The 13581-nt window shown below is 63.4% G+C and carries 10 protein-coding genes; 6 read left to right on the top strand and 4 right to left on the bottom strand.

The window, feature by feature from the left end; genetic code table 11:
- Window positions 1-233 precede the first annotated feature (233 nt).
- The 4 genes from ACLRDN_RS20025 to ACLRDN_RS20010 all read left to right on the top strand — a co-directional run bounded on the left by ACLRDN_RS20025 (window position 234) and on the right by ACLRDN_RS20010 (window position 5733).
- Window positions 234-1721 carry an FAD-linked oxidase C-terminal domain-containing protein gene (locus tag ACLRDN_RS20025; protein WP_039786927.1) on the top strand — a complete coding sequence of 496 codons (1488 nt, stop codon included), beginning with the start codon at window positions 234-236 and terminating at the stop codon, window positions 1719-1721.
- Between the two features lie 2 nt (window positions 1722-1723).
- Window positions 1724-2797 (top strand): glycolate oxidase subunit GlcE, encoded by a 1074-nt coding sequence (gene glcE, locus ACLRDN_RS20020; protein ID WP_413457722.1) that lies wholly within the window; start codon window positions 1724-1726, stop codon window positions 2795-2797.
- Between the two features lie 24 nt (window positions 2798-2821).
- Window positions 2822-4066 (top strand): glycolate oxidase subunit GlcF, encoded by a 1245-nt coding sequence (glcF, locus tag ACLRDN_RS20015; protein WP_413457721.1) that lies wholly within the window; start codon window positions 2822-2824, stop codon window positions 4064-4066.
- Window positions 4067-4437: 371 nt separating this feature from the next.
- Complete coding sequence (locus tag ACLRDN_RS20010; protein WP_413457720.1) at window positions 4438-5733, top strand: dicarboxylate/amino acid:cation symporter; 1296 nt, start codon at window positions 4438-4440, stop codon at window positions 5731-5733.
- Between the two features lie 81 nt (window positions 5734-5814).
- Here the strand turns inward: ACLRDN_RS20010 and ACLRDN_RS20005 are convergent, their stop codons facing one another.
- From ACLRDN_RS20005 to ACLRDN_RS19990, 4 genes are all read right to left on the bottom strand, one after another.
- The gene (locus tag ACLRDN_RS20005) at window positions 5815-6267 is read right to left on the bottom strand and encodes a PPC domain-containing DNA-binding protein (protein ID WP_413457719.1); all 453 of its coding nucleotides are present in this window, start codon (window positions 6265-6267) and stop codon (window positions 5815-5817) included.
- Window positions 6268-6269: 2 nt separating this feature from the next.
- Window positions 6270-6839 (bottom strand): hypothetical protein, encoded by a 570-nt coding sequence (locus ACLRDN_RS20000; protein ID WP_413457718.1) that lies wholly within the window; start codon window positions 6837-6839, stop codon window positions 6270-6272.
- The gene (locus ACLRDN_RS19995; RefSeq protein ID WP_413460423.1) at window positions 6836-8452 is read right to left on the bottom strand and encodes an acyl-CoA synthetase; all 1617 of its coding nucleotides are present in this window, start codon (window positions 8450-8452) and stop codon (window positions 6836-6838) included. The genes ACLRDN_RS20000 and ACLRDN_RS19995 overlap by 4 nt, the downstream gene beginning before the upstream one ends.
- Window positions 8453-8573: 121 nt before the next feature.
- The gene (locus ACLRDN_RS19990; RefSeq protein ID WP_413457717.1) at window positions 8574-9755 is read right to left on the bottom strand and encodes an acetyl-CoA acetyltransferase; all 1182 of its coding nucleotides are present in this window, start codon (window positions 9753-9755) and stop codon (window positions 8574-8576) included.
- A 756-nt stretch (window positions 9756-10511) separates the two neighbouring features.
- Here ACLRDN_RS19990 and ACLRDN_RS19985 point away from each other — a divergent pair.
- Together ACLRDN_RS19985 and ACLRDN_RS19980 are read left to right on the top strand one after the other, a co-directional pair.
- Complete coding sequence (locus tag ACLRDN_RS19985) at window positions 10512-11546, top strand: TRAP transporter substrate-binding protein (protein ID WP_413457716.1); 1035 nt, start codon at window positions 10512-10514, stop codon at window positions 11544-11546.
- A gap of 105 nt (window positions 11547-11651) precedes the next feature.
- A complete protein-coding gene (locus ACLRDN_RS19980; protein WP_413457715.1) occupies window positions 11652-13535 on the top strand; it encodes a TRAP transporter large permease subunit in 1884 nt (627 codons plus the stop codon).
- The last annotated feature ends 46 nt before the right edge of the window (window positions 13536-13581 follow it).

The raw sequence follows: 13581 nt of genomic DNA, 5'->3' as shown, positions 1-13581 counted from the left end.
CCATCCCGTCCGGCCGCCCTGAAAATAATTCACGGCGGCCGGAAATTCTTTTCAGTGGGCCGCCAGGCAATACGGCACCGTGCAGGGCGGCAAAATTCGTTACACTTGTCGGACTGAAAAAGCCCGCCCCACGCGGGCTGACAACAAACGAGACAGCGTGAGCCGCAGCACCGGATGCAAGAAGAGGGACATCCAGCGCCGCACGCCTGCCTAGCTTACCGCCGAGGTCCAGCATGAATGCTCCCGCCCAACCGTCCTTCGCGCCGGCCCGCCAGCGCGAAGTCGTCGATGCCCTGCGCAGGGTCGTCCCCGCGCACTGCGTGCTGTTCGACGAGGAAGACACCCGCCCCTACGAATGCGACGGCCTGGCCGCCTACCGCCAGTTGCCCATGGTGGTGGTGCTGCCCGAGAACGAGGCGCAGGTCATCGCCATCATGAAGGCCTGCCACGCGCTGCAGGTGCAGATCGTGCCGCGCGGTGCCGGCACGGGCCTGTCGGGCGGGGCCATGCCCATCGCCGATGGCGTGGTGGTCTCCACCGCCAAGTTCAACCAGATCCTCAAGATGGACAAGTATTCGCGCACCGCCGTGGTCCAGCCCGGCGTGCGCAACCTGGCCATCTCCGAAGCGGCGGCCCCGCACGGCCTGTATTACGCGCCGGACCCGTCCTCGCAGATCGCCTGTTCCATCGGCGGCAACGTGGCCGAGAATTCGGGCGGCGTGCATTGCCTGAAATACGGCCTGACGGTGCACAACGTACTGCGCGTACGCATGGTCACCATCGAAGGCGAGGTGGTGGAACTGGGCAGCGGTGCATTGGATGCGCCGGGCCTGGACCTGCTGGCCGTCTTCATCGGTTCCGAAGGCATGCTGGGCGTGGTCACCGAAGTGACCGTCAAGCTGGTGCCCAAGCCGCAGGCCGCGCGCGTGATCATGGCCTCCTTCGACGATGTGGTCAAAGGCGGCAATGCGGTGGCCAACGTGATCGCTGCCGGCATCATCCCGGCCGGGCTGGAGATGATGGACAAGACCAGCTCGCGCATGGTCGAGCCCTTCGTCAAAGCCGGCTATGACATCGATGCCGAAGCCATCCTGCTATGCGAATCCGATGGCACCGTGGAAGAGGTGGAAGAAGAAATCGGCCGCATGACCGACGTGCTCAACGCCAGCGGCGCGACGGCCATTGCCTGCTCGCAGTCGGAAGCCGAGCGCCTGCGTTTCTGGTCCGGCCGCAAGAACGCCTTCCCGGCGGCCGGCCGCATCTCGCCCGACTATTACTGCATGGACGGCACCATCCCGCGCAAGAAGCTGGCGCAAGTGCTGCTTGGCATCGCCGAGATGGAAAAGAAATACGGTCTGCGCTGCGCCAACGTCTTCCATGCGGGCGATGGCAACCTGCATCCGCTGATCCTCTTCGATGCCAACATCGCCGACGAATTCCACCGCGCCGAACTGTTCGGTGCCGAGATCCTGGAGCTGTGCGTGGAAGTGGGCGGCACCATCACCGGTGAACACGGCGTGGGCATCGAGAAGATCAACTCCATGTGCGTGCAGTTTTCACCCGCCGAGCGCGAGGCCTTCTTCAAGTTGAAGCGCGCCTTCGATCCGGCCTTCCTGCTCAATCCCGATAAAGCCATTCCCACCCTGCATCGCTGTGCCGAGTACGGCAAGATGCACGTGCAGCGCGGCCAGCTGCGCTTCCCCGATCTGCCGAGATTCTGACCATGCAAGCACAACAAGACATGGACGCCGTGCTGGCCTCCTTCCGCGAACGCATCCTCTCCGGCCGCGCCCTGCAGATCCGTGGCGGCGGCACCAAGGACTGGTACGGCCAGGACCCCTGCGGTGACCTGCTCGATACGCGCCCCTACAGCGGCATCATCGACTACGAACCGACCGAGCTGGTCATCACCGCCCGCTGCGGCACGCCCCTGGCCGAGATCGATGCGGCACTGGCCCAACACAACCAGATGCTGGCCTGGGAGCCGCCGCGTTTCGGCGGTGCCGCCACCGTCGGCGGCATGGTCGCGGCCGGCCTCTCCGGTCCCTCGCGCGCCAGTGCCGGTGCCGTGCGCGACTTCGTGCTGGGTGCGGTGTTGATGGATGCCCAGGGCGAGCAACTGCACTTCGGCGGACAGGTCATGAAGAACGTCGCCGGCTATGACATCTCGCGCCTCTTGGCCGGTTCGCTGGGCACGCTGGGACTGATCCTGCAGGTCTCGCTGAAGGTCTTGCCGCGCCCCATCGCCAGCAGCACCCGCGTCTTCGAGATCAACCAGGAAGGCGCGCTGCGCCTGCTCAACCAGAGCGCAGGACAACCCCTGCCGCTGGTGGCCAGCGCCTGGGTCAACAATGTGCTCACGATCCGTTTGGCGGGTGCCCAGGCGGCCGTGGATTCAGCAATCAAAAAGATGGGTGGCACCGAATTAAGCAATCCGGAAGATTACTGGATGGACCTGCGCGAGCAGACCCACCCCTTCTTTGCCGATCCGCAAGCCCCGCTGTGGCGCCTGTCGCTGCCCCCGGTGGCCCCGCCCATCGACCTGCCCGGCCGCCAGCTCATCGAGTGGGGCGGGGCACAGCGCTGGCTGCGGCCTGAGGGAAATGTGGATGCCGTGGCCATCCGTGCCGCGGCACTCGCCGTCGGCGGACACGCCAGCCTGCATCGTGGCGGCGACAAGGCCATTGGTGTCTTCCACCCCTTGCAGCCGGCCGTGGAAACGGTCCATCGCCGTCTCAAGCAGCAATTCGACCCGCAGGGCATCTTCAATCCCGGCCGCCTGTACGCCAGCCTGTAAGCGCCTCTTTTCCAAGCGATCATCATGCAGACCAACTTGGCTGATTTCATCCGCAACACCCAGGCCGGCGAGGAAGCCGACAGCATCCTGCGTTCCTGCGTGCATTGCGGTTTCTGTACCGCCACTTGTCCCACCTATCAACTGCTGGGCGATGAACTGGATGGCCCGCGCGGCCGCATCTATCTCATCAAGCAGGTGCTCGAAGGCAAGCCTGCCACCGCCGCCACGCAATCGCACCTGGACCGCTGCCTGACTTGCCGCAACTGCGAATCCACTTGTCCGTCCGGCGTGCAGTACGGGCGCCTGGTCGACATCGGCCGCAAGGTGGTGGAAGAGCAGGTGCAGCGTCCCTTCGGCCAGCGCGTCTTGCGCACCGCTTTGAAGGAGCTGGTGCCGCGCAAGTGGATCTTCCGTCCGGCCATGAAGGCGGGGCAGATGGTGCGCCCGCTCTTGCCCAAGCTGCTGCAGAACAAGGTGCCGTTGCCGCAGGACGCGGGAAGCTGGCCCACGCGCACCCATGCGCGCCAGATGCTGCTGCTCGAAGGTTGCGTGCAGCCGTCGATGGCTCCCAACATCAACAGTTCTACTGCCCGCGTGCTCGATGCCCTCGGCGTGCAATTGTTCGCGCCGCCCAAGGCCGGCTGCTGCGGGGCCATCCGCTATCACCTCAATGACCAGGACGGCGGCCTCGACGACATGCGCCGCAACATCGACGCCTGGTGGCCCTACATCGAAGGGCGTGACGGCGTGCGTGCCGACACCATCGTCATGAATGCCTCCGGCTGCGGCGCCACCGTCAAGGAATACGGCCACCTGCTGCAGCATGATCCGGTTTATGCCGAGAAGGCCCGCCGCATCTCCCACATGACGCGCGACATCAGCGAGATCCTGCCCGAGTTCGAAGAGCAGCTGCAGCACAGGCTCAAGGATTTCAACGGCAAGCGCGTGGCCTATCACCCGCCCTGCACCCTGCAGCATGGCCAGAAAATCCGTGGCAAGGTCGAAGGCATCCTGCGGGCCGCCGGGGTGGATGTGCAACTGTGTGCCGACAGCCATCTCTGCTGCGGTTCGGCCGGGACCTATTCGGTGCTGCAGCCGGAGCTGTCCTACCGCCTGCGCGACAACAAGATCAGCAAGCTGCAGGCCACCGATCCGGACATGATCGTCACCGGCAACATCGGTTGCGTCACGCATCTTCAGTCGGGCACCGAGACCCCGGTGCGGCACTGGATCGAACTGCTGGACGCCGCCCTGCAAGCGCCTTCCTGACGATTTGCTGACGATTTGCTGGCGATGGACTCACGGTGCCGTGCGCACCGTGAAGTTTCTTGCAACACAACACCAGCCCCGCTTTGCGGGGCTTTTTTGTTGCCGTTTGTAGGCTTTTTGATCACCTCCGGGGCATTTTGACCCTATTTATTCGATGCGGCTTGACGGCAGGGGGCATAAGTCAATAAGCTTCGTCCTTTTTTCCGGACGACGGGAAAAAACGGTCAGGGTTTCTCATCAGAAACTGACGCTTCCTGACCATCCAAAAGCATGGCGCCCCTGTCACCGCACCGGCCGGCGCCGCCCGCAAGCCTTACATCATCGTCCTCTCACCTGCCTCGTGCCGGTGCCGAGCGAGGGCAGGAGAACACATGAAGAAACGCATTCCACAAGCCGCCTACATCTTTGCCGCCATGCTGCTGGGCATCCTGGTCGGCTACCTGATTTTCAATCACTACGACAAGGGCGAGGCCAAGGAGCTGGCGGGCTATATCTCGATTGCCTCGGACCTGTTCCTGCGCCTCATCAAGATGGTGATCGCACCGCTGGTGTTCTCGACCCTGGTGGTGGGCATCGCCCACATGGGCGACGCCAAGTCGGTGGGCCGCATCTTCGGCAAGTCGCTGGCCTGGTTCTTCATCGCTTCGCTGGTGTCGCTGGCGCTGGGCATGATCATGGCCAACCTGCTGCAACCAGGCGCTGGCGTGGCATTGCCTTCGCCGGATGCTGCCGGTGCGGGCCTGGCCACCAGCAAGTTCACGGTCAAGGAATTCTTCAACCACCTGGTGCCCAAGTCGATTGTGGAAGCCATGGCGCAGAACGAGATCCTGCAGGTGGTGGTGTTCTCCATGTTCTTCGGCATCGCCCTGGCGGCGCTGGGCGAGCGCGGCAAGCACCTGCTGGCCGTCATCGACGACCTGTCGCACACCATGCTCAAGATCACCGTCTACGTCATGAAGTTTGCGCCCGTGGCGGTGTTTGCCGCCATGGCTGCAACGGTGGCCGTCAATGGCCTGGAGATCCTGGTCAGCTTCGCGGTCTTCATGCGTGACTTCTACTTCTCGCTGGTGCTGCTGTGGGTGATCCTGATCGCAGTGGGCTTCGTGTTCCTGAAGAAGCGCATCTTCCACCTGCTGGCGCTGATCAAGGAAGCCTTCCTGCTGGCCTTCGCCACCGCCAGCTCGGAGGCGGCCTATCCGAAGCTGCTGGACGCGCTGGACCGCTTTGGCGTCAAGCGCAAGATCTCCAGCTTCGTCATGCCGATGGGGTATTCCTTCAACCTCGACGGTTCGATGATCTACTGTACCTTCGCCACGCTCTTCATCGCGCAGGCTTATGGTATCCACATGCCCATCTCCACCCAGATCACCATGATGCTGGTGCTGATGCTGACCTCCAAGGGCATCGCCGGCGTGCCGCGCGCCTCGCTGGTGGTGATCGCCGCCACCCTGCACCAGTTCAACATCCCGGAAGCGGGCCTCTTGGTGATCCTGGGCATCGATACCTTCCTCGACATGGGCCGTTCAGCCACCAACGCGGTGGGCAACTCGATTGCTTCGGCCGTGGTGGCCAAGTGGGAAGGCGGCCTGCTGAGCGAAGAAGAAGCCGCGCGCGCCGAAGTCGAGATCGAACAGGAAGCCGAAGCCACGCTGCATACCGAAGCGTGATTCGATAGTTAGTTCAGGAATTGAACAATGCCGCCCGGTGATGCGCCGGGCGGCATTTTTCATGGGAGGAAGGAAAGTGATTCAGGCCGGCAGGGCCTCGGATTGCCTGACCGCAATCCATTCCTGCAAGGTGATCTCGATGGTGATGAAAGAGAGATTGGCGCCGCGCACGAAGCGTCCGGCAAAGATGCGGCCCTCGGTATCGGCTACCACGCCCTGCAGCGGATGCGTGCTGCCCGGCCCATCGCTAAAACCGATTTCACCGAAGACGTTGAGGATTTCCACGCCCGGCCCGTTGATCTCCATCGCACCCACCCCGGCCGGGGTGGCGTATTGCAGATGGGCATCGATGAGGCTGCCGATGGCACCCCGCACGATGGCCTTGTCCATGCCGTGCTGGCGGCACAGCGCTTCCACGCTTTCGGTCAGGTCCTGGTTGGGTTTGAGGCGGGCCATCACCAGCTTGCCGAGCTGGCCCTGTTCTACGTGGATGTGGTCGTCAAGGGAGTCGCTGTCATGGGCGGGGAGCGTCATCATCATTCCATGGGTGTCGGATGCAATAGACTGAAGTGCGTCTCTTCATCGCTGTTGACGACGAAGGCGCTGCGGGAGAACAGGCACAGGCGCAGGATGAGCGGATCGTCGCCCACCTCCACCGTGTCGAGCAGCAGATGGCCGCCATGCAGCGTGCCATCGCCATCGATGAAACCTGAGTGGCAATGCAGTAATACTTTTCCATCGGCGTTCTGGCCGATGGTGATGGCACCGGTCACGAAGCTGATGACGCCTTCCAATACATGCGGTGGTCCGTAGTCATAAGGCCGGCTGGCGTCGCCGGTCTGTTCGATGCGGTGGTAGTGCAGCCGCCGCGCAGTCCCGCCGCACAGCCGTCCCACGCCGCCGCGCTGGCCGTAGCGTGCCAGCACGCGCCGCAAGGCCGGGCCCACCGGTGTGCCTGGTTGCAGCGTGATACGAAGTTCCTCGGCCGGGTCGGCCTCCAGGTCCAGCGTGCGCGGATAGCTTGGCTGGCCTGCATGAAGGAACTTGCGCACCGCTAGGAAACCGGCGCTGGCCGTGGTCTCGCCTGGTTGGCTGGAGCGTTTCATAGACGGTAGTCGCCTTGCTCTTCCAGCAGCGCCTTGATCTGTTTCTTGACGATCTTGCCGTAGCCCGACTTGGGCATGCTGTCCCAGTAGACGAAGCGGCGCGGCCATTTGTACTTGCCGATGCGGGTTTCCAGATGCGCCAGCAAGGCCTCGCCATCGACCTGTTGCCCAGCCTTGCAGACGATCACCGCCAGTCCGCTCTCGCCCCACTTGGGATCGGGCACGCCCAGCACCGCCACTTCGGAGACGGCCGGGTGCGTCAGCAGGGCTTCCTCGATCTCGCGCGGATAAACGTTGGAGCCGCCCGAGATGTACATGTCCGAGGAACGCCCCGTGATGTAGAGGAAGCCATCCTTGTCCACATGCCCGAGGTCGCCGGTGTGGAACCAGTCATGCTTGAAGGCCTTGGCATTGGCCTCCGGATTGTTGTGATAGCCCATGAAGACGGCCGGTCCGCGCACGCAGATTTCACCGGTCTCGAAGGGGGCCAGTTCTTGTCCATCGTCGTTCAGGATGGCGACCTGCATGCCGGTACGCGGCATGCCGCAGCTGCCCACGCGCGCCTGCGGATGGGCATCATCCTCGAAGTGCAAATAAGACGGCAGGAAGGTAATGTTGCCGGTCACTTCGCCCAGGCCGTAATACTGCACCAGCACCTTGCCCAGCTTCTTCAATGCATGGACCTGGTCGGCGCGATACATGGGTGCGCCGGCATAGATGACATGTTTCAGCGAGCTGTGATCGTAGCGGTCCACGGACTCATCCTCGACCAGGATCTTGACGATGGTGGGCACCGTGAAGAGATTGTCCACCTTGTATTTTTCCACCAGCTGCCAGGCTTCCTCGACCACCAGCCGTTCGGAAGAGAGCAGGATGCTGGCCGCACCGCGCGCCGTATTGACCACCGCATGCACGCCTGCGCCGTGCGACAGCGGTGCCACTACCAGCGAGCGCGATTGATGCGTGAGGCCCGGCAACAGGTCGGCCAGGTGATTGGTCACCACGAAGGCCATCTGGCCGTGCGAGAGCATGCCGGCCTTGGGATGGCCGGTGGTGCCGGAGGTGTAGAAGAACCACAGCGGATCGTCGTAATCGACTTCGGCCTCGCGGAAGGTTTCGCCGCTGCCATCGGCCACCAGCGTTTCGTAATCGAGTTCGCCCGGCCGTGCGTCGGCCAGGGCCACCACGTGTTCGAGTGCGGGCGAGGCGGATTTCACCGCATCGACATACGGCGCGAAACCGCGGTCGTACAGCATCACGCAGGCGCCGCTGGACTGGCCGAGATAGGCGGCCTCGGGCGGCGTGATGCGGAAATTGGTCGGCACCCAGACCACGCCCATCTTGAAGGCGGCCCAGGCACTCTCGAAGATCTGCTGGTTGTTGCGCGAGTGGACCAGCATCTTGTCGCCCTTCTTGACGCCGCGCCGGGTGAGGGCGTGGGCCAGTGCATCGACACGGGCATTGATCTCGCGCCAGGGGATCAGGCGGTCGCTGCCATCGGCTGCGCCTTGCGCCAGGATCAGTCCCGGCTCCTCCGGAAAGCGGCGCGCCACGTCCGAGAGCAGGCGGCCCAGGTTCATCACTTTGCTTAACATCGTCTCACTCGTCCCGATTCTTCTGATGGAATTCTGATGGAAATTGGCGTGCTGCCTTGTTCTGTTCTTTTGTACATCACTTCATGCGGCGCACCGGCCTTCAACGACAGGACGGCGCGCCGGTGCTGCTACCGCATTGTCAGTTCACACGCTCCAGGATGCTCACATAGTTGGCCACCGCCGCGCCGCCCATGTTGAACACGCCGGCATAGCGCGCATTGGCGATCTGCATGTCGCCCGCATCATGGGACGCCTGCATGGCCGCCATCACGTGCATCGAGACACCGGTGGCACCGACCGGATGGCCCTTGGACTTCAAGCCGCCCGAGGGATTGACCGGCAGCTTGCCATCCTTGGCGGTGATGCCTTCGGCAATCACGCGCGCGCCCTGGCCGTGCGGGGCCAGGCCCATGGCTTCGTATTCGAGCAGTTCGGCCACGGTGAAGCAGTCGTGCGTTTCCACCAGCGAGAGATCATCGAGGCTCAGGCTGGCTGCGCCCAGCGCTTTCTTCCAGGCCAGCTCGGCCGCTTCGAAGCGGGTCGGATCACGGCGCGACAGCGGCAGGAAATCATTGACGTGGACCGCCGCACGGAACTGCACCGCGCGCGGCATGGACTTGGCCACATCGGCCGCGCTGATGACGAGGGCAGCTGCACCATCGGAAATGAGCGAGCAGTCGGTGCGCTTGAGCGGACCGGCCACGTAGGGATTCTTGTCGGAGACGGTGCGGCAGAAATCGAAACCGAAATCCTTGCGCATGTGGGCATAAGGATTGGCCATGCCGTTCTTGTGATTCTTGGCCGCGATCATCGCCAGCGCATCGGACTGGTCGCCGAAGCGATCGAAGTAGCTCTGCGCGATCTTGCCGAAGACCCCGGCAAAGCCGCCCGGGATGCCCGCTTCTTCCTTGGCGTAGCAGGCCTTGAGCAGCACCTCGCCCACTTGCGCGGTGGCCAGCTCGGTCATCTTCTCGAAGCCGATCACCAGCACATGTTTCGATTCGCCCGCCTTGATCGCCTGCAGGCCCGAATGGATGGCCGCCGAACCGGTGGCGCAGGCATTCTCCAGGCGCGTGGCGGGTTTGAAGCGCAGCTGCGGCAGCGTGTTGAGCACCAGCGAGGACGGGAAGTCCTGGTACAGGAAACCGGCATTGAAGGTGCCGAAGTGCACCGAGTCGATGTCTTCCGGTTGCAGCCCGGCGTGTTCGATGGCGGCCTTGGCGACCTGGCCGATCAGCACTTCCGGATCGATGCCGTCGAGCTTGCCGAACTGCGAATGGTTCCAGCCGGTGATGCAGGGTGAGGATGCAGAAACAGTCATGGGGTTGTCCTTGTGTCCGTAGTCAACGGGGTCAATGGAGCGGGGTCGCTCCGTTACACACAGGGGCAATATGCAAAATCGGTGCCACGCGCGGGACCGCTCGCACCACCGCATGCAGCCGGTGTCGCGCATCCCTTGCCTCGGCATCGCGCAGCCGGTGATGGCGCATCGCGCCAGGTGCCGGCCTGCATCTTGCCCGTCTCCTGAGAGTGCCGGCGCAAAGCCGCGCCGGGTCTCGCTTTGTTGTTGATGTTGATGCGTGCTGATGTGTTCGGCAGGCGGCCCGGTCATTCCCGGCATGCAGGAAAAACCGAACAGAACAGGGCCGCGCCTGCCGACCGCATGAAGATAGCACGTACTTTACGTTAACGTAAATCATTGCGCTGCAGCAGCCGGCAGGCAGCACTATTGCCGGTGAGCAGCATGAACAGGTGTCGACGCCTGCGACAGTATGGCGACACTCCTGCGACAGGTGTCGCAGGCCGCGCTGGGCGCAAATAAATGGCGGCGGCGATGATTGCGCGCTTGTACAGGCCCGCCCTTATCGCAGAGAATACAGGCGCAGTGCCGTTGAGGGAGAGGGGGAGCGCCATGCCGACAAGGGAAGACCGGAGGCTTGGCATCCAATTTGCTCTGTCGAGGCACAGGCAGTGTTGACCACCCGGAACAGGGAGCTGCACGCCCGATCCAGCACCCCTGGTAGCGCCGGATTCAGCGATTTTCAAAATTACAAACAGACAGACAGGAGACAAGCAGATGGAACAATCCACTGGCAAGATCACGCGCCGCCATTTTCTGAAGACGGTTTCGGTGGCGTCGGCTGCCGCCGCTACCGGCCTGGTATCCACCTCGGCGCATGCGGCCGAGTTCACCTTCAAGTACGCCAACAATCTGCCGGTCACCCACCCGATGAATGCGCGCGCCAAGGAAATGGCCGCAGCCATCGCGGAACAATCCAAGGGCCGCATCGAACTGCAGCTCTATCCCAACAACCAGCTGGGCACCGATACCGACATGCTCTCGCAGGTGCGTGCGGGCGCGATTGATTTCTTCACGCTCTCGCCGCTGATCCTGGGCACGCTGGTGCCGGCTGCGCAGATCTCCGGCATCGGCTTCGCCTTCAAGGATTACAGCCAGGTCTGGCCGGCCATGGATGGCGAACTGGGCGCGCACGTGCGCAAGCAGATCGAAGCCAAGTCCACGCTCTTCGCCTTCGAAAAGATCTGGGACAACGGCTATCGCCAGATCACCAACAGCACCAAGCCCATCAAGGCGGCCGACGACCTCAAGGGCATGAAGCTGCGCGTGCCGCCCAGCCCGCTGTGGACCTCGATGTTCAAGGCCTTCGATGCGGCTCCGACCTCGATCAACTTCGCCGAAGTCTATTCGGCCCTGCAGACCAAGATCGTGGAAGGCCAGGAAAACCCCATGGCCATCATCTCCACCGCCAAGCTCTACGAAGTGCAGAAGTACTGCTCCATCACCAACCACATGTGGGACGGCTTCTGGTTCCTGGGCAACAAGAAATCCTTCGAGCGCCTGCCCAAGGACCTGCAGGACGTGATGGCCCGCCTCATCAACGAAGCCGCCATGAACCAGCGCGCCGACGTGCGCAAGCTCAACGATTCGCTGGTCGATGAAATGAAGGGCAAGGGCCTGGCCTTCAACAATGCCGATGCCGATTCCTTCCGCGCCAAGCTGCGCAGCGCCGGCTTCTATGCCGAGTGGAAGAAGAAGTTCGGCGACGAGCCCTGGGCCCTGCTGGAGAAGTACACCGGCAAGCTGGCCTGAGCGCTTCGTTTGCCGGGGCTCATGCCTGCATGAGCCCGTGCGCCGGAGCACTGCCCTCATCGTGAGGGCAGTGCTCCCGCCCTGAATCCATTTCGCTGGAGCTTGATGATGGAAGCTGCAATGACTTACCGCGCCCCGGTCAACATGAACCCGGCTGCGCGCGCGCTGGTCGCATTCAATCGCATGGTGATGCACGTGGTCGGTGCCGTGGCCGCCGCCCTGGTGGTGGCTGAAACCGTGGTGCTGCTGACCGGCGTGATCTACCGCTATGCGCTGCATGACCCCCTGGTGTGGTCGGATGAACTGGCCTCGATCCTCTTCATCTGGCTCTCGATGCTGGGGGCCGTGCTGGCGCTAAACCGCGGCGAGCACATGCGGCTCACCGCCATCATCAACATGTGTTCCGAAAAGGGCCGCATCTGGCTCGAAACGGTGGCGGCACTGGTGGTCTGCATCTTCGTGCTGATGGTGATCCATCCGGCCGTGGACCATGCGGTGGAGCAGATGCCGATCACCACGCCGGCGCTGGAAATTCCCGATGGCCTGCGCGCCGCAGCCCTGCCGGTCGGCGCGATCCTGATGCTGCTGGCGGCGGTCTCGCGCATGGCGGCCATGACGACGATGCGCCTGCTGCTCTCCGCCCTGGCCGTGGTGGCCGTGATTGCGGGCGCGCTGTGGCTGGCCAAGCCGATGCTGCTGGGCATGGGCAATTACAACCTGATCGTGTTCTTCGTGCTGCTCATCGGCGTGTGCGTGGCCGGCGGCATTCCCATCGCGTTTGCTTTCGGTACGGCCACCATGGCCTATCTGGCCCTGGCCACCACGGCACCGCTGATGATCGTGGTCAGCCGCATGGATGAGGGCATGTCCAGCCTGATCCTGCTGTCGGTGCCGCTGTTCGTGCTGCTGGGCTCCTTGCTGGAAATGTCGGGCCTGGCCAAGACCCTGATCGACTTCATGGCTGCGCTGCTGGGCCACGTGCGCGGCGGCCTGCAATACGTGCTGCTGGGAGCGATGTTCCTGGTCTCCGGCATCTCCGGGTCCAAGGCGGCCGACATGGCAGCGATTGCCCCGGCGCTGTTCCCCGAGATGAAGAAGCGCGGTTCCAAGCCGGAAGAACTGGTGGCCTTGCTGTCTTCCTCCGGTGCCATGACCGAAACCATTCCGCCGAGCCTGGTCCTCATCACCATCGGTGCGGTTTGCAGCGTGTCGATCACGGCGCTGTTCATTGGCGGCCTGATGCCGGCGGCCATTGCCACCATCGCCATTGCGGTCGTGTGCTGGATGCGGGCGCGTCGCGAGCCGATGCCGGATGTGCAGCGTGCGCCGGTCTCGCTGATCGTCAAGACCCTGATCGCGGCCATTCCGGCGCTGGCGCTGCCCATGCTCATCCGCGTGGCCGTCATCGAAGGCGTGGCTACGGCGACCGAAGTGGCCACCATCGGCGTGGCCTATACGGTGGTGGTCGGGCTGATCATGCACCTGTTCCTGAAGCACCTGAACTTCAAGCGGCTCTATCCCATGCTGATCGAATCGGCGGCCTTGTCGGGCGCCATCCTGCTCATCATCGGCATGGCCACCGCGATGGCCTGGGCGCTCACGCAATCGGGCTTCTCGGCCAAGCTGGTGGCGCTGATGCAGGGCGTGCCCGGTGGCGGTGCCGGATTCCTGCTGATCACCATCGTCATCTTCATCGTGCTGGGCAGCCTGCTGGAAGGCATTCCCGCCATCGTGCTGTTCGGGCCGCTGCTGTTCCCGGTGGCGCGTTCGCTGGGCGTGCATGACGTGCACTATGCGATGGTGGTGATCCTGGCCATGGGCATCGGCCTGTTCGCACCGCCTTTCGGGGTCGGCTTCTATGCCGCCTGCGCCATCGGCAAGGTCTCGCCGGATGGCGTCTTCAACCGGGTCTGGGGCTACCTGGCCGCGCTGGTGGTGGCGCTGCTGGTGGTGGCCTTCGTGCCCTGGATTTCCATCGGTTTCCTCTGATCCCCTCAACAGTCCTGCGAGCGATCGGGAAGCTTCCATGATTGAC

It is taken from the genome of Herbaspirillum huttiense (assembly GCF_047300815.1).
GTDB classification, from domain to species: Bacteria; Pseudomonadota; Gammaproteobacteria; order Burkholderiales; family Burkholderiaceae_D; genus Herbaspirillum; species Herbaspirillum huttiense_A.
This window is presented reverse-complemented; position numbering and strand designations above follow the sequence as displayed.